This window comes from Paractinoplanes tereljensis (genome assembly GCF_016862435.1).
GTDB lineage: Bacteria > Actinomycetota > Actinomycetes > Mycobacteriales > Micromonosporaceae > Actinoplanes > Actinoplanes tereljensis.
On record NZ_BOMY01000060.1, the window covers coordinates 142551 to 166910 of the forward strand.

The 24360-nt window shown below is 70.6% G+C and carries 28 protein-coding genes; 12 read left to right on the plus strand and 16 right to left on the minus strand.

Annotated elements, in window-relative coordinates:
• Position 1 precedes the first annotated feature (1 nt).
• From Ate02nite_RS45295 to Ate02nite_RS45305, 3 genes are all read left to right on the plus strand, one after another.
• Positions 2 to 583: an ECF transporter S component gene (locus Ate02nite_RS45295; protein WP_203814172.1), complete on the plus strand. Its 582-nt coding sequence runs from the start codon at positions 2 to 4 to the stop codon at positions 581 to 583.
• A gap of 7 nt (positions 584 to 590) precedes the next feature.
• Positions 591 to 2051, plus strand: coding sequence for an ABC transporter ATP-binding protein (locus Ate02nite_RS45300; protein WP_203814173.1), 1461 nt, complete (start codon positions 591 to 593; stop codon positions 2049 to 2051).
• 252 nt (positions 2052 to 2303) lie between these two features.
• Positions 2304 to 3104, plus strand: coding sequence for an energy-coupling factor transporter transmembrane component T family protein (locus tag Ate02nite_RS45305; RefSeq protein ID WP_203814174.1), 801 nt, complete (start codon positions 2304 to 2306; stop codon positions 3102 to 3104).
• Positions 3105 to 3231: 127 nt separating this feature from the next.
• Here the strand turns inward: Ate02nite_RS45305 and Ate02nite_RS45310 are convergent, their stop codons facing one another.
• Complete coding sequence (locus Ate02nite_RS45310) at positions 3232 to 4188, minus strand: aldo/keto reductase (RefSeq protein WP_203814175.1); 957 nt, start codon at positions 4186 to 4188, stop codon at positions 3232 to 3234.
• Positions 4189 to 4267: 79 nt separating this feature from the next.
• On the opposite strand from Ate02nite_RS45310, the gene Ate02nite_RS45315 reads away from it, so the two are divergent.
• Entirely contained in the window at positions 4268 to 5155 is an 888-nt protein-coding gene (locus Ate02nite_RS45315) for a LysR family transcriptional regulator (protein WP_203814176.1), read from the plus strand.
• A 17-nt stretch (positions 5156 to 5172) separates the two neighbouring features.
• Here the strand turns inward: Ate02nite_RS45315 and Ate02nite_RS45320 are convergent, their stop codons facing one another.
• Positions 5173 to 6501, minus strand: a complete 1329-nt coding sequence (locus tag Ate02nite_RS45320) for an HNH endonuclease signature motif containing protein (protein ID WP_203814177.1) — start codon at positions 6499 to 6501, stop codon at positions 5173 to 5175.
• Positions 6502 to 6855: 354 nt separating this feature from the next.
• On the opposite strand from Ate02nite_RS45320, the gene Ate02nite_RS45325 reads away from it, so the two are divergent.
• From Ate02nite_RS45325 to Ate02nite_RS45335, 3 genes are read left to right on the plus strand one after another with little or no spacing between them, the layout of a single operon-like run.
• Positions 6856 to 7665, plus strand: coding sequence for a hypothetical protein (locus tag Ate02nite_RS45325; protein ID WP_203814178.1), 810 nt, complete (start codon positions 6856 to 6858; stop codon positions 7663 to 7665).
• Positions 7666 to 7674: 9 nt separating this feature from the next.
• Complete coding sequence (locus tag Ate02nite_RS45330) at positions 7675 to 8016, plus strand: hypothetical protein (protein WP_203814179.1); 342 nt, start codon at positions 7675 to 7677, stop codon at positions 8014 to 8016.
• Positions 8013 to 8492, plus strand: coding sequence for a hypothetical protein (locus tag Ate02nite_RS45335; protein ID WP_203814180.1), 480 nt, complete (start codon positions 8013 to 8015; stop codon positions 8490 to 8492). The genes Ate02nite_RS45330 and Ate02nite_RS45335 overlap by 4 nt, the downstream gene beginning before the upstream one ends.
• Here Ate02nite_RS45335 and Ate02nite_RS45340 read toward each other — a convergent pair.
• From Ate02nite_RS45340 to Ate02nite_RS45355, 4 genes are all read right to left on the minus strand, one after another.
• On the minus strand, positions 8472 to 9404 hold the full coding sequence (locus Ate02nite_RS45340) for a methylenetetrahydrofolate reductase (RefSeq protein ID WP_239148181.1): 933 nt from the start codon (positions 9402 to 9404) through the stop codon (positions 8472 to 8474). The genes Ate02nite_RS45335 and Ate02nite_RS45340 overlap by 21 nt on opposite strands.
• A 15-nt stretch (positions 9405 to 9419) precedes the next feature.
• Entirely contained in the window at positions 9420 to 9908 is a 489-nt protein-coding gene (locus Ate02nite_RS45345) for a hypothetical protein (protein WP_239148182.1), read from the minus strand.
• A complete protein-coding gene (locus Ate02nite_RS45350; RefSeq protein ID WP_203814181.1) occupies positions 9905 to 11617 on the minus strand; it encodes a twin-arginine translocation signal domain-containing protein in 1713 nt (570 codons plus the stop codon). The genes Ate02nite_RS45345 and Ate02nite_RS45350 overlap by 4 nt, the downstream gene beginning before the upstream one ends.
• An 82-nt stretch (positions 11618 to 11699) precedes the next feature.
• Entirely contained in the window at positions 11700 to 12530 is an 831-nt protein-coding gene (locus tag Ate02nite_RS45355) for an aldo/keto reductase (RefSeq protein ID WP_203814280.1), read from the minus strand.
• A gap of 114 nt (positions 12531 to 12644) precedes the next feature.
• On the opposite strand from Ate02nite_RS45355, the gene Ate02nite_RS45360 reads away from it, so the two are divergent.
• Positions 12645 to 13445, plus strand: a complete 801-nt coding sequence (locus Ate02nite_RS45360) for a glycerophosphodiester phosphodiesterase (protein ID WP_203814182.1) — start codon at positions 12645 to 12647, stop codon at positions 13443 to 13445.
• Between the two features lies 1 nt (position 13446).
• Here Ate02nite_RS45360 and Ate02nite_RS45365 read toward each other — a convergent pair whose 3' ends face one another.
• Positions 13447 to 14187, minus strand: coding sequence for a TetR/AcrR family transcriptional regulator (locus tag Ate02nite_RS45365; RefSeq protein ID WP_203814183.1), 741 nt, complete (start codon positions 14185 to 14187; stop codon positions 13447 to 13449).
• Between the two features lie 269 nt (positions 14188 to 14456).
• Between Ate02nite_RS45365 and Ate02nite_RS45370 the strand changes: the two genes are divergently transcribed.
• Positions 14457 to 14750 carry an MTH1187 family thiamine-binding protein gene (locus Ate02nite_RS45370; RefSeq protein WP_203814184.1) on the plus strand — a complete coding sequence of 98 codons (294 nt, stop codon included), beginning with the start codon at positions 14457 to 14459 and terminating at the stop codon, positions 14748 to 14750.
• Complete coding sequence (locus tag Ate02nite_RS45375; RefSeq protein ID WP_239148183.1) at positions 14747 to 15421, plus strand: HAD family hydrolase; 675 nt, start codon at positions 14747 to 14749, stop codon at positions 15419 to 15421. Before Ate02nite_RS45370 ends, Ate02nite_RS45375 begins: the two co-directional genes overlap by 4 nt.
• Here the strand turns inward: Ate02nite_RS45375 and Ate02nite_RS45380 are convergent.
• Together Ate02nite_RS45380 and recO are read right to left on the minus strand one after the other, a co-directional pair.
• Positions 15411 to 16196: an isoprenyl transferase gene (locus Ate02nite_RS45380; RefSeq protein ID WP_203814185.1), complete on the minus strand. Its 786-nt coding sequence runs from the start codon at positions 16194 to 16196 to the stop codon at positions 15411 to 15413. The two genes, Ate02nite_RS45375 and Ate02nite_RS45380, sit on opposite strands and share 11 nt — an antisense overlap.
• On the minus strand, positions 16196 to 16975 hold the full coding sequence (recO, locus tag Ate02nite_RS45385) for a DNA repair protein RecO (protein WP_203814186.1): 780 nt from the start codon (positions 16973 to 16975) through the stop codon (positions 16196 to 16198). The genes Ate02nite_RS45380 and recO overlap by 1 nt, the downstream gene beginning before the upstream one ends.
• Positions 16976 to 17136: 161 nt before the next feature.
• Between recO and Ate02nite_RS45390 the strand changes: the two genes are divergently transcribed.
• Together Ate02nite_RS45390 and Ate02nite_RS45395 are read left to right on the plus strand one after the other, a co-directional pair.
• Positions 17137 to 17922: a DUF4097 family beta strand repeat-containing protein gene (locus Ate02nite_RS45390; RefSeq protein ID WP_203814187.1), complete on the plus strand. Its 786-nt coding sequence runs from the start codon at positions 17137 to 17139 to the stop codon at positions 17920 to 17922.
• Complete coding sequence (locus Ate02nite_RS45395) at positions 17919 to 18665, plus strand: thioesterase family protein (RefSeq protein WP_203814188.1); 747 nt, start codon at positions 17919 to 17921, stop codon at positions 18663 to 18665. Before Ate02nite_RS45390 ends, Ate02nite_RS45395 begins: the two co-directional genes overlap by 4 nt.
• Positions 18666 to 18708: 43 nt before the next feature.
• On the opposite strand, the gene Ate02nite_RS45400 is transcribed toward Ate02nite_RS45395, so the two are convergent.
• From Ate02nite_RS45400 to ybeY, 7 genes are all read right to left on the minus strand, one after another.
• The gene (locus Ate02nite_RS45400) at positions 18709 to 19203 is read right to left on the minus strand and encodes a GAF domain-containing protein (RefSeq protein WP_239148184.1); all 495 of its coding nucleotides are present in this window, start codon (positions 19201 to 19203) and stop codon (positions 18709 to 18711) included.
• Positions 19200 to 19505 (minus strand): hypothetical protein, encoded by a 306-nt coding sequence (locus tag Ate02nite_RS45405; protein ID WP_203814189.1) that lies wholly within the window; start codon positions 19503 to 19505, stop codon positions 19200 to 19202. Before Ate02nite_RS45405 ends, Ate02nite_RS45400 begins: the two co-directional genes overlap by 4 nt.
• Positions 19506 to 19581: 76 nt before the next feature.
• Positions 19582 to 20601, minus strand: coding sequence for an acyltransferase family protein (locus Ate02nite_RS45410; RefSeq protein ID WP_203814190.1), 1020 nt, complete (start codon positions 20599 to 20601; stop codon positions 19582 to 19584).
• Between the two features lie 68 nt (positions 20602 to 20669).
• The gene (era, locus tag Ate02nite_RS45415; protein ID WP_203814283.1) at positions 20670 to 21590 is read right to left on the minus strand and encodes a GTPase Era; all 921 of its coding nucleotides are present in this window, start codon (positions 21588 to 21590) and stop codon (positions 20670 to 20672) included.
• A 497-nt stretch (positions 21591 to 22087) separates the two neighbouring features.
• The gene (locus tag Ate02nite_RS45420; RefSeq protein ID WP_203814191.1) at positions 22088 to 22471 is read right to left on the minus strand and encodes a cytidine deaminase-like protein; all 384 of its coding nucleotides are present in this window, start codon (positions 22469 to 22471) and stop codon (positions 22088 to 22090) included.
• A complete protein-coding gene (locus Ate02nite_RS45425) occupies positions 22464 to 23882 on the minus strand; it encodes a hemolysin family protein (protein ID WP_438871331.1) in 1419 nt (472 codons plus the stop codon). Before Ate02nite_RS45425 ends, Ate02nite_RS45420 begins: the two co-directional genes overlap by 8 nt.
• On the minus strand, positions 23882 to 24352 hold the full coding sequence (gene ybeY, locus Ate02nite_RS45430) for an rRNA maturation RNase YbeY (RefSeq protein WP_203814192.1): 471 nt from the start codon (positions 24350 to 24352) through the stop codon (positions 23882 to 23884). Before ybeY ends, Ate02nite_RS45425 begins: the two co-directional genes overlap by 1 nt.
• Positions 24353 to 24360: the final 8 nt, after the last annotated feature.

Genomic DNA, 24360 nt, shown 5'->3' on the forward strand with positions numbered 1-24360 from the left:
CATGGCAACAAATTCCAACCGCTGGCGCACGATAGACATCGTGATCGCCTCGATCGTCGCGGTCGCGTTCGGCGTGATCTTCTGGGCCTGGGGTCTGCTCTGGAACGGGCCGGCCGACGCCATCCCGCTCCCCGGACGGGCCGTCCTCTACGGGATGTGGCTGGTCCCGGCGGTGCTCGGCGCGCTGATCGTGCGCAAGCCCGGCGCCGCGTTCTACACCCTCACCCTCGCCTCGCTGGTGTCCGTCGCGATCGGCACGAGCTGGGGCTGGACCCTGGTCGTGCAGGGACCGCTGGAAGCCCTCGGCGCCGAACTGATCTTCGCGGCGTTCGCCTACAAGGTCTACAACCTGCCGGTGGCCCTGCTGGCCGGCGCCACCGCCGGCATCGTGGCCTCGGTGTACGACGCATTCGTCTGGTACCCCGGCACGTCCTGGGCCAGCATGCGACTGCCGTACATCCTGATCACCGCGGCGTCCTCGCTGGTGATCGCCGGTCTCGGCAGCCTGCTGCTGGTGCGGGCCCTCGCCCAGACCGGGGTGCTCGACCGGTTCGCGGCCGGCCGCTCCCGCGCGCTCGTCTGATCCACCCTTGAGCACCGTCGTTCTTCGCGGCTTCGGCTGGCGGCACGCGGGCCGTCGCGCCTGGGCGGTCCGCGACGTCGACCTGCGCATCGACGACGGCGAGCGGGTGCTGCTGCTCGGTCCCTCCGGGGCCGGCAAGAGCACTCTGCTCGCCGCGCTGGCCGGCCTGCTCCCCGCCGACTCGGGCGAACAGGCCGGCACCGTCGAGATCGACGGCCGCTCCCCCGCCGACGCCCGCGACCGGGTCGGCATCGTCTTCCAGGACCCGCAGACCCAGCTGGTGATGGCCCGCAGCGGCGACGACGTGGCCTTCGGCCTGGAAAATCGCGGAGTGCCGGCCGCCGAGATCTGGCCCCGGGTCAGCGACGCCCTGGACCGGGTCGGCTTCCCCTACCCGATCACCCGGTCGACGGCGGCGCTGTCCGGCGGCGAGGCGCAACGGCTGGCGCTGGCCGGGGTGCTAGCGCTGCGGCCGGGCCTGCTGCTGCTCGACGAACCGACCGCCAACCTCGACCCGGCCGGCGCCGACCTGGTCCGTACGGCGATCACCCGGTCCCGGTCGTCATCCACCCTCATCCTGGTCGAACACCGGGTCGCCGAGGCGTTGCCGCTGGTCGACCGGGTGGTGGTGCTCGAAGCGGGCGGCGGAATCCGGGCCGACGGCACCCCCGAGGTGGTGTTCGCCGGATACGGTGACCGCCTCGCCGACGAGGGCGTGTGGGTGCCGGGATTCCCGCTGGCCCCGCAGCGGGCTATTGCCGGTTCGCCGACGTCGCCTCTCGCGGCCACTCGTGCGGTCGCTCGTGCGGTCGCTCGTGCGGTCGCTCTTGTTGTCGCCGAGGACGTGGCCGTCGACAAGCGCCTCAACGATGTCTCGATGTCGGTCAGCGCCGGTGAGGTGCTCGCGGTAACCGGGCCGAACGGGGCCGGGAAGTCGACCCTCGCGCTGGTGCTGGGCGGGCTGCTCGCGCCGACCGGTGGGCGGGTGTCGGCGTTCGGCGACCCGAAACCGCCGCACCGGTGGCGGGCGGCCACGCTGACCTCGCGGATCGGATCGGTCTTCCAGAACCCCGAGCACCAGTTCGTGACGTCCCGGGTCGCCGACGAACTGGCGGTCGGCCCGCGGCGGCTCGGCCGGACGCCCACCGAGATCGCCGGCACCGTGGACTCGCTGCTGGAGCGGCTGCGGCTGACCAAACTCGCCGCTGCCAACCCGTACACCCTCTCGGGCGGGGAAGCACGCCGCCTGAGCGTCGCGACGGCCCTGGCCACCGCCCCCCGTCTGCTGGTTTTGGACGAGCCCACCTTCGGCCAGGACCGGCGCACCTGGATCGAGCTGGTCACGCTGTTGGCCGAACTACGCGACGAGGGCCACGCCGTGGTGGCAGTGACCCACGACGACGACTTCGTGCGGACCGTCGCCGACCGGACGTTCGCCCTCGGCGAGCTCTCCGGACGACCGGCATGACGGCCGTGACCCAGCCGATCGGGAATCCGGCGGCGCCGCCCGCCCGGCATAACGTCCGTTCGCGGCGAGTTCTCCGGACGTCCGGCATGACGTTCGTGACCCAGCCGATCGGGAATCCGGCGGCGCCGCTCGCCCGCCATGACGTCCGTTCGCGGCGAGTTCTCCGAACGGCCGGCATGACGGCCGTTCGCGGCGAGTTCTCCGAACGGCCGGCATGACGGCCGTTCGCGGCGAGTTCTCCGGACGGCCGGCATGACGTTCGTGACCCAGCCGATCGGGAATCCGGCGGCGCCGCTCGCCCGCCGCAACCCGGTCGCCAAGCTCGCCGCCGCTCTGCTCTTCTCGCTGCCGCTGCTCAGCACCCTCGACCCGCTCACTCCGGCCATCGCGCTGGTGATCGAGCTGGCGCTGCTGCCGCTGTTCGGGCTGCGCCACGCGGTGCTGGCCCGGCACGTCTGGCCGCTGCTGCTGGCCGGCGCCGGCGTGCTGGTCACCATGGTGCTGTTCGCGTCCGACCGCAGCGGCACCGTCCTGGTCGGACTCGGCCCGTTCGACGTCACCACCGGCGTGCTGGCCACCGCGCTCGGGCTGATCCTGCGGCTGTTCGCGATCGCCCTGCCCGGCATCGTGGTGTTCGCCACCACCGACCCCACCGACCTGGCCGACGCCCTGGTGCAGAACGCCAAGGCGCCGGCCCGCTTCGCGATCGGCGCACTCGCCGCGTTCCGGCTGTTGCCGCTGCTAGGCGCCGAATGGCAGATGCTCACCCTGGCCCGCCGGGCCCGCGGCGTCGACGCCGGCCGCAACCCGGCCGCCAAGGTACGGCTGTTCGGCGCCACCGCGTTCGCGCTGCTGGTCGGGGCACTGCGCCGGGGCGGCCGACTGGCGGTGGCGATGGACGCGCGAGGCTTCGACTCCGGCCTGCCCCGCACCTACGCCCGCCGGCAGACCTTCACCGGCGCCGACACGCTGCTCATCATCGGCGCGGCCGGGCTCGCCGCAGCCGTGCTGGCCACCACGATCACGCTGGGCCTGTTCCGCCCGATCATCTGATCACCTACTTCGTGTCGTGCCGCGCTTGCCAGTTACTGCGCGTCATGCCGCACGCAGCGCTTGCCACCTACTGCGCGTCGTGCCGCGTTTGCCTCCTATTGCGCGTCATGCCGCGCTCAGCGGCTTGTCACTTACTGCGCGTCGTGCCGCGCGCCGCGAAGGAGGTCCGGTCGCCGCGCCACGCCTCGCGGGGCACGACCGCGTCCGGGTCGACGGCGATGCCGGCCGCGGCCACGTTCTCGGCCAGCCGGGCCCGACTGCGGGTGCCCGGGATCGGCACCACGTCGTTACCCTGCGCGAGCAGCCAGGCCAGCGCCATCTGCCCCGGCGTACAGCCATGTTCCTCGGCCGTCGCGGCCAGCGCCCGCACCAGCTCGAGGTTGGCGGTCAGGTGCTCGCCACCGAACCGCGGATCGGTGCGCCGGAAATCCCCCTCCGGAAACGGCCCGGTCGGTAGGGCCCCGGTGAGCAGGCCGCGACCCAGCGGACTGTACGGGACCAGGCCGATACCCAGGCGCCGCGCGGCCGGCACCACGTCGTCCTCCGGTTCCCGCCAGGCCAGCGACCACTCGAACTCGACGGCGGCGATCGGATGCACCGCCGCCGCCTGCTCCAGCTGGACCGGATTGACCTCGGAGACCCCGAGGTGGCGCACCTTGCCCGCGGCCACGAGTTCGGCCATGGCGCCGACCGTCTCGCCGATTGGCACCTCGGGATCGACCCGGTGCAGGTAGTAGAGGTCGATGATGTCGACGCCGAGACGCCGCAGGGAGGCGTCGCAGTAGCCGCGCACGTTCTCCGGCCGACCATCGAGGCGAGTGCCGTCCGCACCCCGCACGATCCCGAGCTTGGTCGCCAGCACCACCTCGTCGCGGCGGCCGGCGATGGCCCGCCCGACCAGGCTCTCGTTGTGCCCCTGGCCGTAACTCATCGCGGTGTCGATCAGGGTGATGCCGTGGTCGAGCGCGTCCCCGATCACGGCGATCGACTCGTCGTCGTCGGCCGGCCCGTACGCCTGCGAGAAGCCCATGCAGCCGAGCCCGATCGCGGAGGTGGCCAGATCGCCAAGCTTTCGCTGTTCCATGACTCCGAGCCTGACCCGACCACTTTGATAAGTCCAAGACAGAGTTGCGCTGCGATTAATCGCGACCAAAGATGAATCCGTGGAGCTGCGCCAACTCACCTACTTCGAGGCGGTCGCCCGGTTCGGCGGCTTCACCCGAGCCGCCGAGCGGTTGCACGTCGCCCAGTCGGCGGTGTCCGCCCAAATCCGCGCGCTCGAGACGGAGTTGGGCACCGAGCTGTTCACCCGCACCACCCGCCGGGTGGCCTTAACCGAAGCCGGCGAGTTGTTCCTGGCCCGGAGCCGGCGCGCCCTGGCCGAGATCGACGGCGCCCGCAACGACCTGGCCGACCTGGCCGCCGTCTTGACTGGCCGGGTAACCCTGGGCGCCACCGCGGTCGTCGGCGGCTTCGACCTGCCCGGGGCGTTGTCCGGGTTCCACGCCCGCTATCCCGGGGTCAGCCTCAACCTGCGCTCCGGCCTGATCGCGGCCCTCCTCACCGAGTTGGACGCGGGCATGGTCGATCTGGTGGTCGGCCCGGCACACGCCGACCTGCCGTCCCGCTTCTCTGCTCACCGGATAGCCCGCGAGCAGGTGGTGCTGATCGTCTCGCCCGAACACCACCTGGCGGGCGGCACCGCGCTCCCCCTGCCCCAGCTGCGCGACGAGCCGTTCGTCTGCTTGCCGCCGGGCAGCGGCCTGCGAGCCATCCTCGACGAGGCCGCCCACACGGCCGGCTTCGCTCCGCAAGTCCCGTTCGAGGCAGCGACCCCGGCGAGCATCCGCGAACTGGTGGCCGCCGGCCTGGGCGTGGCTTTACTGGCTCGAACCGCCGCCGAGGCACCCGGCCCAGCCATAGCGATACGGCAGCTGACCCCAACCCCAACCCACCCGGACATAGCTGTAATCCACCACCGAGACCACCGCATGCCCGCCGCCGCCCAGGCATGCCGACGCCACCTGATCGAACTGGCCGCGGGTGTCTGATGTCGTCTCCGCCCTGCTCACTGCCGCCGATGGTAGGCGTTACGGAGAGGCCGGCGTAACGGGTCGACGGTCGGCGGTGGGATGAACTCAGGAAGGCCGTCGGCCGCTAGGCGCACCCGCCAATCAGTGCGGTGAATGACCCGGTGGTGGTAGCGGCATAGCAGGCAAGCGTTGGACAGGGTGGTCGGTCCACCGTCGGCCCAGGACTGGATGTGATGTCCGTCGGCCCAGTTCGCCGGCCGGTCGCACGACGGGAAGGCGCACCCGCCGTCGCGAAGGATGAGGGCCCGGCGGAGCGGGCCGGTGAACAGGCGACGGGCACGGCCGATGTCGAGCACCTGCCCGTCGGCGCCGAGCACCGCCGGAATGATCTGAGCGTCACAGGCCATCTGCCGCGCCTCGGCGGCGCTGATCGGTGCGTCGGTGTCCAGCGCTCCGGAGACACCGCTGCGACCCGCCGAACCATGGCCCGGAGCGGGCGGTTCGCCGGAGGGTTCCGCGGACGAGGCCGGCGGGGTTCGCAGGGTGTCGATCGGGATGGTCACCACCACCTGGGCCGCGTCTCCGCCCGATGTCGGCAATTCCCCGTTGCGGAGGACTCGGTTGCAGATGTCGACGAGGGTGTCCGCGCGACGCTGCGCCGCTGTGCGGGTGGTGTCGCTGTCGGTCGCGGACTCCCGGCCGGGGTGACACAGTGGGTCCAGCGCCGCGTTGACGATGGCCGCGGCCGCGGTGTCCAGGCAGCCCGACAGCCGCACCCGGCCGTCGCCGGTCGGGCTCAGCGTGAACCCTCGCCCCTGGTGGGCGCGCGCGTCCTGCCGTTTCAGCGCCTCTTCGTCGTGCCGGTCGGCGGCCTCCGGGTCGACGTGCGCCAGGATCCGGGCGCCGAACTTGGCCAGGGTGGCCGGATCGAACTCGGCGGCGTAGGAGATCAGCAGCTTCTCGGCCTGCGCCCGGGTGTCGATGCTGGTGTCGGCGGGTAGGTCCGCGACCGCCTGGGCGATCACGATCGCCTGGTCGGTGGAGATCTCTCCGTCGGAGACGGCCGTGTCGAGCGCCGGGGAGCGGTCGAGTTCGGCGGCTAGTTTCGCGAGTCTCCGACCTTCCCACATGCTTGTCCGGATCCGTTGCCGCAGCCACACCGGTGTGCTCGACGCGGCTTCCTTGCGTGGCAGGCCTCGGGTCTCGGCCTCGTGGATCAGGTGCGCGAGGATCGCCTGCACCTGTTGCGCACAGGCATGTGCCTGCACGAGCGCGTCGAGCACCTGGGTGTCGGTGGACGACCACAGTGGTGTGTCGCCGCATTCGGCGAGCACACCACGGACTCGGGTCAGTTCCTCCAGCACGTTGTCAGGCTGGCACAGGGAGGCGGTGAGGTTCGCGACATTGTTGTGGCCTGTGGATAACTGCAGGCTCTGATGAGGGCCGAGCGCAGCAGGGCACGGTCAGGCGGGCGGCTGCCTCGATCTCTGCCTTGCTGATGGAGACCGACTCGACGTGGAAGCCGTACAGCAGGCCCAGCCGCTCCCAGAAATCGCGTAGGTCCTAGGCGATTGCCAGAACCTCTCCAACTCGCCATGGCTGCCCGATGGAGGTTCACCGGCACTGCGAAGCCGGTGCGCCTCTCTGGTCGCGATGCGGGCGCCGCGTAGCGCTATATCGTTCGCCGGAGACGGCAACTGGCTGGAACGATCAGGGCCGTGACCACCTTCCGCCTGTTGGAGCAGACGAGCCGCTACTCACGGTTCGCGCAGGTCACTGTGGAGGTGGCGGCGTCGAGCCGACCCGGGGTCGAGGTGTTGGCTGACGCTTCCGACGAACACCGGCGTGAGGCCGAGCTGGGCGCTCAGTGGGCGCTGCACGGCCGGTCCGAGGCGGCAAAGGTGACGGTGACCCAGGTGGCCGTCACCGAGTGCGACACCGGTGTGGGCGACGTGTACGAAGCCACCGCTCACGCCGTATGGCAGGCGTTGCGGGTGGAGCACCAGGTGCCGTACGTGGGCTTCAGCGATCCCTCGATGGTTGAAGCATGGTTGACGAGCATCTGCGGGCGACGGCTCGAGGCCGTGACCGAGGCCCGGCACTGGTTCGAGGGACGGCGCGAACCGGATGCCGAGAGCCTGCTGCATGCATGGCTCTTCTTCGAACACACTGGTCCGATCGCTCTGCACGGCCGCGGCGACCAGTTCCTCCTCTCGAAGAAGGATCCATACCGTTCCTACGACATGGATGAGTACGGGCAGACAAGAGTCGGCCCGGCGCTGAGTCCGGATGTGCTGTCGAGTTTCGTCGGGGCCCGGCTCAGCGACGGTGCCGCGATCCTCGGCCACGACGGTGACGCGGTCTGCGCGGGTCTGGTGCTGCGCTTCGGCAACGACGACCTGGTTGTCGGCGCCCTCGCCGACGAGTGGGTTCTCTCCGCCGGCTCGGTGCCGACTTCCGCCGCTCAGGTCTGGGCCGTACGGCCCTTCGTTGGCGGCAGCCTCGGAACCGGGCGGCGCCCTGCGTAGGATCCGCCGGTGCAGCGGATTGAGGTGACCGGTGACGGTGTCACGGTGACGTCGGAGACCGAGCCTCTGGTCTCGGTATTCGGCATGGAGATGCGCCCTGGCGCCGCCAGTATCGACATGCTGCGGTGGGATGAGATATCCAGCGTCTCCCTGTCTGCGACCGAACTTGCGCCCGACGGGCTGCGCTGGATCAGCCTCACGGTCGACACCACGTGGGGCGAGTATTACGAGGTTCATGAGGGCGCCGAGGGTTTCGAGGATGCCGTGCGCCACCTCTGCAACTCGTCCGGGCTTCCAAAGTCTGGCGTGAAAAACCTGGCCACGGGCCGACATCTAATCTGGAGACCATGAGCTCGGCGCACGAAGCAGCCGTTGACGCCCTGATGCGTCAGCCGTTTCCCGACATCGCTTACGGCCGCCGGGACGCGTTCGGGGACGTAGACCACCACGTGGCTCGTCTCTCTGTCACTCAGGACTTCTGGGATGACCGTGGCGAGGAGGTCGTCGGGCCGGTCCGAGACGCCATTGAGCAGGAGCGCGACCGACTTGCGGAGGCGTTCAGCAAAAGGTGGGGGCCGGCTGAGGAGGTCAACTTCTGGGGCGACGGGGAACACAGGAATCCCGCCGACCTTGAGGATGGCGAGGCGGTCGACTTCTTCCGCAGCCAGACAAGCGGGATGCTGGCGTGGAGCTGCCCCGAGCACAACCAGTGGGTGGCCTTGGCCGTCATTCAGGCCGACCCGGAGCTTCCGTTCGCGTTGTTCGTGGCGGTAGGAGCGGGATCGGCATGGTCCGCGACCGGAAGCTCAGGCCTCGATAGGGGCTGAGCGCAGCAGGGCGCCCAGTTCCTCGGTCAGGCGGACGGCGGCGTCGATCTCTACCTTGCGGATGGAGACCGACTCGACGTGGAAGCCGTATGGCAGGCCCAGCCGTTCGCAATAGTCGCGCAGGTCCTGGGCTATCGCCAGAACCTCGCGGTGTGACTCGGCCAGTGGGTCCTCGGCGTGCAGGAGGGTGTTCTCCAGCCAGCGTGGCACGTCCACGCCCAGCCATTTGAGGAACGCCAGGGTCTTGGTCGAGCCGCACAGGGACAGCGTGAAGATCACCGGGCGGGGTTCCAGGCCACCCGCGCGGCACGCGTAGAAGTAGTCGGAGAGCAGGTCCTTGGTCTCGCCGGCGTCGTAGATCACCTGGGAGATGAAGAAGCTGCAGCCGCGTTCCTGCTTGGTGAGCATCCGCAGGTGTTCCTCGCCGCCGCGGGCGTGCCGCTCGGGGATGACCACCGCGCCCAGGCCCAGCTCCGGCCGTACCTCCGCACGAAGTGCCTGCGCTCGGCGCAGGTCGGTCCGCACCGGCTTGTCACCCGATGAGGCTCCGACGAAGACGCCGAGCACCCGGTCGGTGTCCGCGGTGGTGAGCCATGACCGCAGCTCGTCCTCGGCGTACTTGCCCACGCAGCGGTAGATGACGACCGGGCGGTCCCAGGCACCGAGGTGGGTGTGGAATTCGACCGGGTCGATGGTCGGCAGGTACGGGAACGGACGCTCACCGGGGTTGCGGTCGGATTCGTCGTCGATGTCGTACAGGATCAGGCCGTCGAGGTCGAGGCCGGTCAGGCGGCCGAGGGTGATCTCGGCGATCTCCCGGATCTTCTCGGGGGTGGCGCTGCGGCGCGGTGGGGTGATGCCGAAGAGCAGCACCCCACCGCGTCCTTGAAGCAACTGGGTGTGGAGAGACACCGGCCCAGCGTAGGGTCAGTGGTTCGCGCAGCAGGGGGTGGGATCCCGGGTTTCGAACGGGACCAGGACGCCCCCGGCCGCCGGTGTGGTGGTGAGGACCAGCTCGCTGTCCCGGTATTGCGGGCGGACGAAGTCGCGGGTGTCGACCTGGGCGTCGCCGTCGGCGACGCCCGAGCCAAGCACCTCGACCCGTTCGATCGCGCTGAGTTCGAGAATCTCGGCGACGGTACGGATGCCGGTCAGCTCCTCGACCCCGGGGAAGATGACCGCGCGGCCGAATTTGCCGTCCACTGCCGCATCCGCGGCGGCCTGCAGTTCGGGCTCGGTCTCATAGACCTCGGTGGTGGTGAGGCTGATCGCCACGTGCCGGTGCGGCGTGGTGACGAGGTGGGTGCAGGCCAGCCGCGGACGTGGATCCAGGGACAGGATCCAGTGGTCCGCGGCGGCCAGGTCGGGGTGGCCGAGGCTGACGCCGACGGCCGCGACCGAGCGGTACAACGTCACTTCGGCAGGACCCAGATCGGGTTGGTGTAGAACCACAGGTCGCCCCACGGGTCGGCGTCGCCGATGACGTCCAGCTTCGGACCGTACGGGTCGACCGCGGTACCCATCAGGCCGGGCTGGGTGCGCTTGCCGTCGGTGCCGCGGACCCGCACGTAGAACGGCTTGTCGAGGCGGCCGAACGAGTAGGTCACCGAAACGCTCTTGGCGGCGGCGTCGACCTCGAACGACTTGACGACCTTGGTGTCGGGCGCCTTGAAGGTGTCCTTGTCGGTGACCGGGCCGGTCACCGTTCCGACAATCACATCAACCCGCTTGAGTACGGGCACAAACGCCGCGAAATTCGGCACGTCCTGCAGGTCGATCTCGAGGGTCAGCTCGGTCGAGGTGCCCCGCTTGACCTGCACCACGCCGCCGAGCGGGGTGCCGGTGCTGCCACGGCGGTCGCCGGCCACCCGGACCCGGGCGTCCAGGCTCTTGATCAGCCGGCCGTGGTCGACCCAGACGCGGCCGGCCCGCAGGCCGTCCATGACCGCCTTGTACGCGAACGACGACGCACCCACGTTGGTGCGGCCGTAGTAGCCGGGCCAGAAGTCACCGGCCGTGGTGAGGGTCTTGCCGCTGTAGACCGGGTCGTTGTACTTGCCGTTGGTGGCGAAGTCGCTGCCGGGCCCGCGCTCGGACTGGTCGAGGTAGTTGACGTGGGAGTCCGAGTTGACGGTGATCCACCAGGCCTTGCCCTCGGAGAGCAGGCTGTCCCAGAGCCCGCCGACGGTGGCGGTCATCCAGTCGAAGCCACCCCAGGTGCGGTAGCTCTCGAGCGGGTAACCGGCGTACGAGGCGGCCGAGGGGTTGTTGTCGTAGTAGCCGCGGGCGCCGCCCCGGCCGTACGCGATCGGGATGCCGGCGGCCTGGTGGCCGGGCGCCCCTTCGAAGCCGATGGCGACCGTCGGGTCGGCGTCGCGCCAGTTGCGGATCTCGTGTGGCGAGTCGATGCCGCGGCGGGCCGGGTGGTTGGCCAGGAACAGCGCGCCCTCGACCTTGCGCTGTTTCACCTGCGAGGCGAGGAACTTGATGCCGGCGATCGCGGCCGCCTCGTTCTGCGCCTCGGTGTTGGTGGCGGGCAGCTGCGAGCCGTCGTAGGTCTGCTCGAACTGCTTGAGGACGGCCACCTCGTTCTTGCCGGGGTGCACGAACACGGTCGCGTGCTCGGCGGCCGGGATGTTCCACTCCAGCCCCTGGAAGGTCAGCAGGCCCTTGAGTTCCTCGCGGGTCTTGCGGATGTCCGGGTTGACCTTCTCCACACCGATCTTGGCGTGCTCGTTGCTGCCGTGGTCGGTGATGACCAGCCAGTCCAGCCCGTACGCGTGGCCGTGCTTGGCCTGGTCCAGGACCCGGTACTGGGCGTCGGAGCTGTACTGGGTGTGGATGTGGTGGTCACCGGCGAGCCACTGGAACCCGCCCTTCTCGGCGCCGCCACCGGTCGGGCCGTGCGCGTGCGACAGGCCGGCGGCCTCGGCGGCGCCCGGGGTGGCCAGCACGGAGGCGGCGGCACCGGCACCGAGCAGGCCGGCACCGCGCAGGAAGCCGCGGCGGGACACATCGGACGGCGACAGTTCGCTGTCCGGGATGCTCAGGTCCATGGCCGGCGAGAGGTCGCCGCCGGTGCTCAGCTGCGGGTGGTCGTGATCGTGGTCGTGGCCGTGACCCATATTGGTGTGCTCCCGACGAAGGATCGACTCATGCGGTTTCGTCGACACATTCGCGGGATGACCTCAACGGGCCCTGTCGATCTCATGGCCGGACGGCAAACAGTTCGGACAGGTCGCTCTCGGTGAGCCGAATGGCGCCGGCCGCGACATTTTCCGCGAGGTGCCGTTCACTGCCGGTTCCCGGAATGGCGAGCACATGCTCCCCCTGGTGCAGGGTCCAGGCCAGGCGTACCTGGTGGGCGGTCGCCCCGTGCCGGGCCGCCACCGCCTCGATCACCGCATTCTGTTCGGCGCTCGCGCCGCTTTCCTTTCCCGGTCCGGCGATCGCGAAGAACGGCACGAACGCGATTCCCCGCTCTCCGCAGACCCGCAGCATTTCGTCGTTGTGCCTCAGGTCGAGGGCGTAACTGTTCTGCACGCACGCGACCGGCGCGATGGCGAGCGCTTCGTCGAGCTGTTCCACCCGTACCGCCGAAAGCCCGAGATGGCGGATCAGCCCTTCCGCGCGCATGTCGGCGAGCGCCGCGAACCGTTCGGCGATCGAATCGGCCGACCGGAACACCCGCAGATTGACCAGGTCGAGCCGTTCCACACCGAGCCGCCGCAGGTTTTCCTCGACCTGTTTGCGCAGCTCGCCCGCGGTGCGGGCTTCACCCCAGCGGCCATCGGCCAGGATTCCCGGTCCGACTTTGGTGGCAATCAAAAGCCTTTCACCGTACGGCGAGAGAGCGCGCCGAATGAGTTCGGTCGCATACCGTGCCGGTCCGTCGCCGACGTCCAGAATGCCGCCCGGTGAGAAGTAGAACGCGGCGGTGTCGACGTGTTCGACGCCGAGGTCGACGGCCCGCCGCAGCACCCGGACGGCGACGTGCGGGTCGGGGTCCACAGTGAGCCGCATGGATCCGAATCCCATCCGGTTGACCCGCTGATCACCCAGAACCCAGGTTCCCGCCGCTGCCGCGTTTGTCACAGCCGGACGGTAGTCGATCGGCACACCTCACTGGCGGGACGATGCAATGATGCTGCGATGAATCGAAGAGTCGTATCGGTCATCGCGGTCGGTGCCGTCGCGGCCGGGGTGGCCCTCGGCACCTCACTGTCGGCGTCGGCCGCGGCGTGCGTGACCCCGTCGCCGCTGGCGCACCGCGGCGGCAACGAACGATACGTGGAGAACAGCCGCAACGCGTATCGGGACGCATCCAACCAGACCGTCGGGTTCTGGGAGACCGATGTCCGGTTCACCCGGGACAACGTTCCGGTGCTGATGCACGACGAGACGGTGGACCGCACGACCGACGGCACCGGCCCGGTCGCCGAGTTCACCTACGCCGAGCTGAGCGAGCTGCGCACCGACGACGACCAGCCGGTGCCGACGCTGCGGGACTTCATCAACGACCAGGTCGTCGACGCCGCGTACGCGTTCGTGGAGCTGAAGGTCAACCCGAACGCGACCCAGTGGACGGCGCTGGAGGCCGCCCTGAAGTCGCGGGGCGGCACGGCCCCGCTGCCGGCGATCTCGTCGTTCGACGCCGCCACCCTGGACGAGGCCAAGACCCGGCTGCCCACCTACGCGCGGGCGCTGGTGCAGGGTGTGGGCGACGTCGACCCGGCCACCGTCAAACTGCACGCGAACATCCTGATCAAGAACAAGGACGCGATCACCGCCGCGCGGATGGCGAAGTGGACCGCCGGCGGCCTGCGCGTCTACTCGTGGACCGTCAACGACCCGGCCGAGTGGAAGCGGATGGCCTCGTACCCGGGGATGGCCGGCATCATCACCGACAAGCCCCGGGCCTTCCTGGCCTGGAAGCGAAGCCGCACCTGCTGACCTATGCCTCCCCGGCGACCACACCGTGCAGGAAGACGTCGACGAGGGTCTCGGTCGGCACGTGCGGCCCGCCGGGGATTCCGCGGCCGGGGACCAGCAGCCCGAGGAAGATGTCGGTGAGCTGGTCGACCGGCAGCCGCAGCGAGGCCCGGTCGGGTTCGAGAAGCCGCATGATCGCCTGCCGCGTCCGCTCCGCCGCCTCCTCCCGCGCCCCGGCGAGGTGGCCGTCCGGCGCCGGCCTGCCGGCCGTCCGGCCCGCCGCGCTGCTCTCGCCCGCCGCGCTGCTCTCGCCCGCCGCGCTGCTCTCGCCCGCCGCGCTGCCGCCGCTGCCGCTCTCGCCCGGTGCGGGGCGGCCTGCGGCGGGCGCGCGGCGCTCGGCACGCCGGCCGGCGGAATGCACCGCGCCGATCACCACGCCCATCCGGTCGAGATAGGCGCGCAGGGTCGCGGCGGCCTCGGCCAACCGGTCGGCGAGCGGCTGGCCGAGCGGCACGGAGTCGAGTTCGGCCAGGACCTGATCGTTGCGCAGGACAGCAGCCACACAGGCATCGAGCAGCTCGTCTTTGTCGGTGAAGGCGCGAAAGACGGTGGCCTCACCGATCCCGGCGGCCTGGGCGATCTGCAGGGTGCTGACCCCGGCGCCGTGCTCCATGAGCAACGGCACCGTCGCGGCCACGATCATCTCCCGGCGCCGCTCCGGGCTCATTCCCGGCGCCCGGCGCCGAGCCGATGTCTCTGTCATGCAATTCAAGCTACGGAGTGAGTACTCACTCCGTCAACCCAAAAGCCGACCGCGAGCCCGGCGCGGGCCGGGCACCGCCGGCAGGCGGGCGAAGCCGGCCGCCGGAAGCAAGGCGGCGCGGCGGGAAGCGCGATCTCCTCGCGCCGCCGGCGCGGGCCGAATCGGCCGCCCGGCCTCTCTGAGAGCGCTCTCGCACCCGCGCGGCGGGTCCGACACAGCGGGCGCTGAAGGGTTGCGCCGGACCGGGAGCGTGCTGCGACTATTGCCGCATGCTGGTTGCGTTTTCTGTTACGCCGATCGGGTCCGGTGAATCCGTGGGGGACCTCGTCGCCGAGGCGGTGCGGGTGGTACGGGCTTCCGGGCTGCCCAATCGCACCGACGCCATGTTCACCACGATCGAGGGTGAGTGGGACGAATGCTTCGCCGTGGTGAAGGCGGCCGTGGAGGCCGTCGGCAAGGATGGGCACCGGGTGAGCGTGTCGCTCAAGGCGGACGTGCGGCCCGGAGTCACCGGTGCGCTGACCGCGAAGGTCGAACACATCGAACGGGCCTTGCAGGAGTGAGACGCCTGGTCATGTGGGACATCGACTACACCCTGCTGCGTGGCGGCGGGGTGGCGGCGCGCGCCTGGCGGGCCGCGTTCACCGAGATCACCGGGCGCGCCTGGCTGGAGACACCGATCTTCGGCGGGCGCACCGACATGGACATCTGCGCCGAGGTGTTCGCCCGGCACGGGGTGACCGACTGCACGCCGGAGACGTTCTTCGTGCGCTACGTCCAGAACGTGCTCGCGGTGCAGCACGAATTCGGCGAGCAGGGTGCGCTGATGCCCGGCGTACGGGATGTGCTGGAACGCCTCGGCGACGACCCGCGGGTGGTGCAGACGCTGGTCACCGGCAACGTGCCCGAGGTGGCGGCGGCCAAGGTGGCCGCGTTCGGGCTCAGTGGCTCGTTCGACGCCGAGGTGGGCGGTTACGGCACCGACGACGCCGTGCGCGCCACCCTGGTGCGCCGCAGCCTGGAACGCGCCGAAGCGAAGTACGGCGAGAAGTTCACCCCGGTCGTCATCGGCGACACGGTGCACGACGTGACGGCCGCGCTGGCCAACGGCGCCCTCGCGGTGGGCGTGGCGACCGGAGCGACCACGATGGCCGATCTGGTGCTCGCGGGCGCCCACGCCGTACTCCCGGATCTGTCCGACACCGCCGCGACGGTGCGGATCCTTACGACGTAGCGGGGGCGACCGGGTTGGGCACCGCCCCGCCGAACCGGCGGTCCCGGGAGGCGTAGAGCTCGCACGCGTACCAGAGGTGGCGGCGGTCGAAGTCGGGCCACAGGGTGTCCAGGAAGACCAGTTCGGCGTACGCGGTCTGCCAGAGCAGGAAGTTGGAGGTGCGCTGCTCGCCGGACGGGCGCAGGAAGAGATCGACCTCGGGGACCTCGGGGTGGTACAGGTATTTCGCGATGGTCTTCTCGGTGATCTTGTCGGCCTTGAGCCTGCCGGCCACCACGTCACGGGCGATCGCGGCGGTCGCGTCGGCGATCTCGGCCTGCCCGCCGTAGTTGACGCAGAACTGCAGGGTCAGCGTCTTGTTGTTCTTCGACATCTCCTCGGCGGTCTGCAGCTCGGAGATGACGCTCTTCCACAGCCGGCCGGCCCGCCCGGACCAGACCACCCGCACGCCCAGGTCGACCAGCTGGTTGCGGCGGCGGCGGATCACGTCGCGGTTGAAGCCCATCAGGAAGCGCACCTCCTCGGGCGAGCGCTTCCAGTTCTCGGTCGAGAACGCGTAGGCCGACAGGTAGGGGATGCCCAGCTCGATGGCGCCCTCGATCGTGTCGAACAGCGAGTATTCACCCTGCTCGTGGCCCTTGGTGCGGGACAGGCCGCGGTCCTTGGCCCAGCGCCCGTTGCCGTCCATCACGATCGCCACGTGTTTCGGCAGCGCGGCCTTCGGCAGTTCCGGCGGGCGGACCCCGGACAGGTGCGGGGTGGGTGGACGCGGCATCAGGAACTCTCCCGTCGATCGACCAGCGGCAGCGAGCGCAGCGCCCGCTCCATGTGCCATTGCAGGTGGGCGGCGACCAGGCCGCTGCACTCCCGGCGGATCGGCGGCTCGGACGAGTCGGCGACCAGCCAGTCGCCGTCGGTGAGCGCCCGCATCAGGCCGAGGGTGTCCGGGCTGGGGTGGGCGGCGCCGGGTGGCCGGCAGTCGGGGCAGACCGCGCCGCCGGCCGGGACCGAGAACGCCGCGTGCCGGCCCGGGGTGCCGCAGACCGCGCACTCGGAGATGGCCGGCGCCCAGCCGGCCGTGGCCATCGCCCGCAGCAGGTAGGCGTCGAGGACCAGGGGGCCGGCGTGCTCGCCGGCGGCGAGGGCCTTGAGCGCGCCCAGGGTGAGCTGGAACAGCCGCAGCGACGGCTCCCGCTCGATCGGGGTGAGCCGCTCGGCGGTCTCGGCGATGGCGCTGGCCGCCGTGTAGCGCGGGTAGTCGGTGAGGAAGTGCTTGCCGTAGAGCGCGACCGCCTCGACCTGGCTGACCGAGTGCAGCGCGCTGCCGACCCCCTCGGGCGAGCCGGCCAGCTGCAGGTCGATGTGGCCGAACGGCTCGAGCCGGGCACCGAAACGCGAGGCGGTGCGCCGCACGCCGCGGGCCACCGCGCGCAGCCGGCCGTGCCGGCGGGTCAGCAGCGTGATGATCCGGTCGCTCTCGCCGAGTTTCTGCACACGCAGCACCACCGCGTCGTCGCGGTAGAGCTCTCGGCGGTAACCGGATCCGGTGGGCACGGCCCATCCTCCCTCAAGGAACTACTGGCATTCTGCCCCGGGGGTACGACAAACCCCGTCCCGGGCGGCAAACCCTGAGCCGGATCTCAGGGTCATCTCGGGGGCGGCTCAGTGGGAGGACCGATAGTGCCGGCGTATCGCGCGCGAATAGCGTCTGAGCCATGACCTCGACCCTGATCCGGCGCGCCGGAGTCCTCGCCGTCATCGCTGCGTCGACGACCGCCCTGACCGGCTGCGCCGGTGTGATCGGGGCGAAGATGACCTACGACGACACCGAAAAGGCCAAGATCACCGACATCGTGCTGACCGGGGGCAGCGGCGACGTGGTGATCACCACCGGAAACGTCACCGAGACCACGATCCGCCGGGTGATCAGCCGCTCGACCAATCCGGGCAACCCCTACAAGCTGGACGGCACGACGTTGAACATCGACACGTCGTGCGGCGGGAACTGCTCGGTGTTCTACGAGATCAAGACGCCGCCCGGGGTGAACGTGCACGGCAAGGAGCGCTCCGGGGACATCCGGCTCGACGGGGTGGGCATCACCGACCTGCAGCTGACCTCGGGCGACGTGACGGTGGCCAACGCGACCGGCGCGGTCTCGGTGCAGGCCACCTCGGGCGACATCGAGGTGATTGACGCGAAGAGCTCGGTCAAGGTGCGCACCACCTCGGGCGACATCCAGGCGATCCGGGTGGCCGGTCCGGTCGACGTCAAGCTCACCTCGGGCGACGTGCGCGTCGAGCTGACCGCGCCCACCTCGGTGACCGCCCAGACGACGAGCGGCGACATGTGGGTGGGGGTGCCGGCGGGCAAGTACAAGGTGTTGTCCCACTCCGGGTCCGGTGACGAGAACCTGGACGGCCTGACCAGCGACGCCACGGCAAAGAATGTGATCGACGTACGGGTGACGAGTGGGGACATAACCGTAGCCTCGACTCCGTGAGCTTTTACCTACCACTCGGTGACGACCGTTACGAACCGTCCGAATTCACCGAGAGCCCGTGGGACGGCGCCATGCAGCACGGTGGCCCGCCGGCCGCCCTGCTCGGGCACCTGCTGCGCCTCGACGGCCTGCGCCTGGCCCGGCTCTCGGTGGATTTCCTCGGCCCGATCCCGCGCCGCGAGTCCCGGGTCGAGGTGTCCGAGGTGAAACCGGGCCGCCTCACCGCGCTCAACGAGGCCCGGATGGTGATCGACGGCCGGGTCGCGGTGAGCGCCCGGGCCTGGCACATCGCGCCCGGGCCGCAGCCGCCGGTGCTGCCCGACGACACCCGGGCGGAACTGCTGCCCGAGCGGGAAGACAGGTTCAGCGGGGACTGGGGCTACGGCCGGGCGATCGAGTGGCGCTGCACCCGGGGCGGGCTCGACGAGCTGGGCGAGACGCACGTGTGGAGCCGGGTGCGCACCCCGCTGATCGACGGCATCGAGCTGACCGGTCAGGACCGGGCCCTGATCGTGGCCGACTCGGCGAACGGGCTGTCCGCGATCCTGCCGTTCGACAAGTGGCTGTCCATCCCGCCGACCATGACCGCGACCCTGCTGCGGGAACCGGTGGGCGACTGGGTGCACCTGGCCGCCCGCACGATCGTGTCCGAGGACGGCCTGGGCCTGGCCGAGGGCCAGATGTTCGACATGTCCGGAAAAATCGGCCAGGTGGCCCAGCCACTGCTGGTCCGCGGCCGGTAGAAGTCAGGGCCGGTAGAGATCAGGGATCAGGGCCGGTGAGACGTCAGGGCGCGGTGACCGGCCGCCGATAGGAGATCAGCAGCTCGACGATCTCCGAAGCCCCGCGGTGGAGCTCCTCGAGGTCCGCCGGGGTGAACTCGGCCGGGGCGTACCCGAGGACGCAGTGCGCCCCGAGCACCTCCCCGTCCACCACGATCGGCACCCCGGCATAACTGCGCACCCCGTCCACGCAGACCAGCGGATTCGTCGACTGCAACGCGTCGATCCGGGCGTCCGGCACGACGTACGGCCGGCCCGACCGGACCGCGTTCACGCAGAACGACCACTCGATCGGCGTCCCGCCCAGTTCGGCCAGCCACCCGTGCAGCCCGTACGACCCGGCGAAGAACTGGGCACTGTCCAGCACCATGCTGATCAGGCCGACCTCCCGGCCGAGCCGCGCGGCAGCCCGCGCGGCCAGGGCGTCCAGCTTCTCGCGAAGCGATGGGTTGTCGATGTCGATCCCGGCCAGCACCGCCATCCGGCTGAAGTCGTTCACGCGCCCTCCCCGGCGGCCCGCACGACGACCACGTCGTCCGAAGGGGGCAAAGCGGCCAACCGCTTGAAGGCCGCGGCCCGCATCGCCAGCGAACGCCCGCACAGCCCGGTGACCCCGTCGGCGGCCTGCATCGACACGACCATCCGGCCGAACGACCCGGGGTCGGTCTCGGCCCCGGTCAGCCCGGCGCTGAACAGCAGCGTCTTCCACAGGTCCTCGGTGTGCGGCCCGTACAGCCGGCGCAGCGCCTCGTGCGCCGACTCGAGCGTGGGCGCCTCGACCGGATAGGTGGTCTCCATCATCGACGACTTCGGCCGAAACCCGCGAGATCTGAGACGACGTCGGCCGAAACCCGCGCGATCTGAGCCGCTGAAAGAGCTACACCCTGGTCGACGCCATGGCCGGGGCCGGCGACACCGGGATCTGCCGCCGGGACACACCCGGCACGAGCTGGGGCCGCCGCCCGGCCGCCCAGTCCTCGACCCAGCCGACCGCCAGCACCACGCCGGCGAGGGCGATCGTCACCACCACCAGGCGCCAGCTGATCCCGACCCAGCCGAAGATCGGCAGGCCCGACCAGATCGCGAAGTGCGACAGGGCCACGATGATCGGCACGTGCCAGAGGTAGATCGTCAGGGCTCGGGAGTTGAGCACGGTCAGCACCCGGCGCGGCCGCACCATCGGCGAGATCCCCAGCGCGACCAGGATGAACGCGGCCGACCAGAGGGCATTGCCGAGCGGGATGTCGTTCAGGTCGAACCCGCGCGGGCCCGGGTGGGTGAGCGTCCAGATGACACCGGTGACCGCGAGCGCGCCGATCAGCCACCAGCGGCGGGCGGTCAGCTTCAGCATGCCGTCGTGGTGGGCGAAGCCGAGCAGCCAGGCCCCGCCGTACAGGGCCAGGTCGTGGATCACCGCCGGCGGCTTGATCCCGGTGAAGGTCATCACGGCGAGGGCCACGTACGGCGTCAGGATCGTCAGCAAGGGTGCCCGCCGGAACAGCGGCAGCGCCAGCGGCGACAGGAGCACCATCCAGAGGAAGTCCCGCAGGTACCACATCGCGGCGAGCCCCTCGAGCCAGAAGCCGGCGGCCGGCGGGTCCTGCAGCGGGAACGCCCACAGCAGCACCTTCCAGTCCCAGACCATCCCGGCCGTGAACATGACCGGCACCGCGATGCCGACGATCACCCACAGCGAGGGCAGCAGCCGGTGCAGGCGGCGTTCCACCGCCCACGGGCCGTACTTGTCGAGGGAAGCCGCCATCAGCGAGCCGGCCAGGGCAAACATCACCGACATGGCCGGGAAAGCGACGGTCAGCGCGGCCCAACCGGTGGAGTGGTAGACCACCACTCGCACGGTCGCGACGGCACGGAGCAGGTCCAGGTACTGGTTCCGCATGACTCTTGAGTTACCTAAGCGCCGCACGTCCCCGCAAACCAGCGTGAATTATCCCATAATCGGGAAAATCAGAAACCCAGCTTGCGCAATTGACGGGGATCACGCTGCCACTCCTTGGCGACACGAACATGTAAATCTAGGTACACCCTGGTACCCAGAAGTTGCTCGATCTCACCTCGGGCTTTGCTCCCAACTTCCTTGAGACGTGTTCCGCGGGTGCCGATCACGATCGACTTCTGGCTGTCCCGCTCCACGTACAGGTCCGCGTAGATCTTGGTCAGCTTGCCCTCGACCTGCATCTCCTCGACCATCACCGCGATCGAGTGCGGCAGCTCGTCGCGCACCCCCTCGAGGGCCGCCTCGCGGATCAGCTCGGCGATCAGCACCTGCTCCGGCTCGTCGGTCAGCACGTCGTCCGGGTACAGCTGCGGGGACTCCGGCAGGTGCTTGACCAGCACGTCGACCAGCTGCTGCACCTGATGCCCGGACACCGCGCTGACCGGTACGATCTCCGCGAAGTCGTACAACTTACTCACCGCGAGGAGATGCTCGGCCAGCCGCTGCGGACCCACCAGGTCGACCTTCGTCACCACGGCGATCACGGTGGCCTTCAGCTCGGCCATCTCGGCCGAGATGAACCGGTCACCGCGCCCCACCGGCTCGTCCGCCGGGAAGCAGATGCCGATCACGTCGGTCTCGCTCCACACCTCGCGCACGAGATCGTTGAGCCGCTCCCCCAGCAGGGTTCGCGGCCGGTGCAGACCCGGCGTGTCCACCAGCACGAGCTGCGAGTCCTCGCGGTGCAGGATGCCCCGGATCACGTGCCGGGTGGTCTGCGGCTTGTTCGAGGTGATCGCGATCTTCTGCCCGATGATCGCGTTGGTCAGGGTGCTCTTCCCGGCATTCGGCCGCCCGACAAAACACGCGAAACCGGCCCGGTAGACGCCGTCGCCCGCGCCGCTGCGCGCCGCTTCGGCATGCCGGTGCACCCGCCGGGCAGGCGGGCTGCTCTCCGGCCGGGGCTCACTCTTGGCGGTCACCTCCCGCACTTTCTGGGTACGGGCTGGTCCGCCCCCGGCCGATCCTGGCCGTCCCGTAGTACGAGCAGAAGGACCCCGCCCCTGCCCGGCCCCGGCTGCCTGGCTGTTCTTCTGACCGCCGCTGGGCTGACCAACGCCCTGCTGACCGCCGCCGGCCGAGCCGCCACCGCGCTGACCACCGGACCGCTGACCGCCGCCCGGCTGACCGCCGCTGCGCTGGCCGCCGGACCGCTGACCGCCACCGGCCGCGCCACCGCGCTGACCACCGGCCGAGGCACCGCCACGCTGGCCGCCGCCCTTCTGGCCGCCCCGGGCAGCCGCGCCACCCGTGCCACCCGCGGCGCCCGTGGTGTCGGCTGTGCGGCGGGCCGCCCGCCGCTCCTGGCGGCGCAGTTCGTTGCGCTCGCCGGCCGTCAGCCGGCGCTCGCCCTCGTTACCCGGCTGCGTCATACGGTGACCGTGCCGAGCAGAGTCGCGTCGGGGGCCGCCACGTGGATCGGGGCGTTCGTGGCCAGGTCGCGCACCGCGGCGTGGCCGGCGCCGTCCAGTTCCGACGCCTCGGTCACCACCGCGGCCGCCTCGATCGCCGAAGCACCCGACGACACCGCCAGGGCCACCGCCAGCTGCAGGGCCGTCACCGACAGGCTGGGCAGCGACACGGTGGCACCGTTGTACGTACGGCCGTCCTGGTCGCGTACCGCGGCACCCTCGACCGCGCCCACCCGGGCGCGGGCGCTGCGGGCCAGGGTGACCAACTTGTTGTCCTCGGCGCTCAGCGCGCCGCCGTCGGTCGTCGGCACGGCCGCGCCGGCAAAGGTCGGGTCAGGCATCTGCGGTTTGTCTTTCCTCAGTCTCGGATTCGCCAGATCGGCCGGGGCCGGAGCCCGGGTTGGCGGGGTCGGTGGTGGTCTCGTCGGACCGGTCGGCCGGCTGTTCGGCCCGGCGCACCAGCACCGAGTCGATCCGGTTGCGCCGGCCGGTGGTGCCCTCGGCGACCATGTAGAGGCCGCCCACGTCGGCGCCGGCGCCGGGGATCGGCACCCGGCCCAGCGTCTGGGCGAGCAGGCCGCCCACGGTCTCGACCTCGTCGGCGGGCAGTTCCACGCCGAAGATGTCGCCCAGGTCCTCGATCGGCAGGCGGGCGGTCACCCGCACCGCGCCGTCGTCCAGGTGCTCGACCGGCGGGCGTTCGACGTCGTACTCGTCGGTGATCTCCCCGACGATCTCCTCGAGGATGTCCTCGATCGTGACCAGGCCGGCCGTGCCGCCGTACTCGTCGACCACGATCACCAGGTGGGTGCGCGCGGCCTGCATCTCGGACAGCAGGTCGTCGACCGGTTTCGACTCCGGGACGAACGTCGCCGCCCGCATCAGTTCGGCCACCGCCTGCGCGGTAGCCGCCGGATCACCCGACTGGGTGCGGCGGATCACGTCCTTCAGGTAGAGCACACCGAGCACGTCGTCGACGCTGTCCCCGATCACCGGAATCCTGGAGAAACCGGACCGCAGGAACAGGTAGAGGGCCTGCTGCAGGGTCTTCGGCGCCTCGATCCACACCATCTCGGTGCGCGGCACCATCACCTCGCGGGCGATCGTGTCACCCAGCGCGAACACCGAGTGGATCATCTCGCGTTCGCCGTGCTCGACGACGCCGCGCTGCTCGGCCAGGTCGACCAGCTCGCGCAGCTCCACCTGGCTGCCGAACGGGCCGTCCGGGAAGCCCTTGCCCGGGGTCACCGCGTTACCGATCAGGATCAGCAGCGACGCGAGCGGGTTGAGTACCTTGCCGAGCCAGCGCACCAGCGGCGCCGCCGCCCGGCCCACCGCGTAGGCGTGCTGCCGCCCCACCGTGCGCGGCGCGACCCCCACCACCACGAAGCTGACCAGGGTCATCGCACCGGCGGTGACCAGCGCGGCCCGCCAGCCGATCCCCCAGCTGTCCACCGCGACCAGCGCGACCAGCGTGGTCGCGGTGAGCTCGCAGATCAGCCGCAGCAACAGCAGCAGGTTGAGGTGGCGCACCACGTCGCCGGCGACGGCGGCGAGGGCGGCGGCACCGCGCTCGCCCTCCCGGGCCATCTCGGCGGCCCGGGCCGGGGACACCGTGCCCAGGGCCGCGTCGGCCATCGAGGCCAAGCCGGCCAGGAAGACCAAGGCGACGGCAAGAACGATCAACTGCAAGTCCGGCAGGCCGGCCGAGGCCTGACCTGCCGAGGCTAGAGACGCTGGGTCCACCGGTATCAGCCGGTCTGTCGGCTGGTGCGCCAGCTCTGCAGCAGGCGGTTCTGGAGCGAGAACATCTCCCGCTCCTCCTCCGGCTCGGCGTGGTCGTAGCCGAGCAGGTGCAGCGCCCCGTGCACGGTGAGCAGGTGCAGCTCGTCGGCGGCCGAGTGACCGGCCGCCGCGGCCTGCTTGGCGGCCACCTCGGGGGCGAGCACGATGTCGCCGAGCAGTGCCGGCTCCCCCGTGCCCGCCTCGCCGGGGCCGTGGTCGACGCTGCCCTCGTCCATCGGGAACGCGAGGACGTCGGTGGGGCCGTCACCACCCATCCAGCGGTGGTTCAGCTCGGCCATGTAGTCGATGTCGACGAGAAGGATCGACAGCTCGGCGAGCGGGTTGACCCCCATCTCGTCAAGGGCGTACCGGGCCACCGCGAGGATCGCGTCGGTGTCGACCTCGACTCCCGACTCGTTGGCGATCTCGATCGACATGTGGTGCT

Excerpts from the sequence above, each read along its gene's own strand:
- Ate02nite_RS45295 (WP_203814172.1), top strand. The coding sequence starts at position 2 with ATGGCAACAAATTCCAACCGCTGGCGCACGATAGACATCGTGATCGCC.
- Ate02nite_RS45305 (WP_203814174.1), top strand. The coding sequence starts at position 2,304 with ATGACGTTCGTGACCCAGCCGATCGGGAATCCGGCGGCGCCGCTCGCC.
- Ate02nite_RS45310 (WP_203814175.1), bottom strand. The coding sequence starts at position 4,188 with ATGGAACAGCGAAAGCTTGGCGATCTGGCCACCTCCGCGATCGGGCTC.
- Ate02nite_RS45335 (WP_203814180.1), top strand. The coding sequence starts at position 8,013 with ATGAGCTCGGCGCACGAAGCAGCCGTTGACGCCCTGATGCGTCAGCCG.
- Ate02nite_RS45350 (WP_203814181.1), bottom strand. The coding sequence starts at position 11,617 with ATGGGTCACGGCCACGACCACGATCACGACCACCCGCAGCTGAGCACC.
- Ate02nite_RS45355 (WP_203814280.1), bottom strand. The coding sequence starts at position 12,530 with ATGGGATTCGGATCCATGCGGCTCACTGTGGACCCCGACCCGCACGTC.
- Ate02nite_RS45360 (WP_203814182.1), top strand. The coding sequence starts at position 12,645 with ATGAATCGAAGAGTCGTATCGGTCATCGCGGTCGGTGCCGTCGCGGCC.
- Ate02nite_RS45365 (WP_203814183.1), bottom strand. The coding sequence starts at position 14,187 with ATGACAGAGACATCGGCTCGGCGCCGGGCGCCGGGAATGAGCCCGGAG.
- Ate02nite_RS45370 (WP_203814184.1), top strand. The coding sequence starts at position 14,457 with ATGCTGGTTGCGTTTTCTGTTACGCCGATCGGGTCCGGTGAATCCGTG.
- Ate02nite_RS45380 (WP_203814185.1), bottom strand. The coding sequence starts at position 16,196 with ATGCCGCGTCCACCCACCCCGCACCTGTCCGGGGTCCGCCCGCCGGAA.
- Ate02nite_RS45390 (WP_203814187.1), top strand. The coding sequence starts at position 17,137 with ATGACCTCGACCCTGATCCGGCGCGCCGGAGTCCTCGCCGTCATCGCT.
- Ate02nite_RS45405 (WP_203814189.1), bottom strand. The coding sequence starts at position 19,505 with ATGATGGAGACCACCTATCCGGTCGAGGCGCCCACGCTCGAGTCGGCG.
- Ate02nite_RS45410 (WP_203814190.1), bottom strand. The coding sequence starts at position 20,601 with ATGCGGAACCAGTACCTGGACCTGCTCCGTGCCGTCGCGACCGTGCGA.
- Ate02nite_RS45420 (WP_203814191.1), bottom strand. The coding sequence starts at position 22,471 with ATGCCTGACCCGACCTTTGCCGGCGCGGCCGTGCCGACGACCGACGGC.
- ybeY (WP_203814192.1), bottom strand. The coding sequence starts at position 24,352 with ATGTCGATCGAGATCGCCAACGAGTCGGGAGTCGAGGTCGACACCGAC.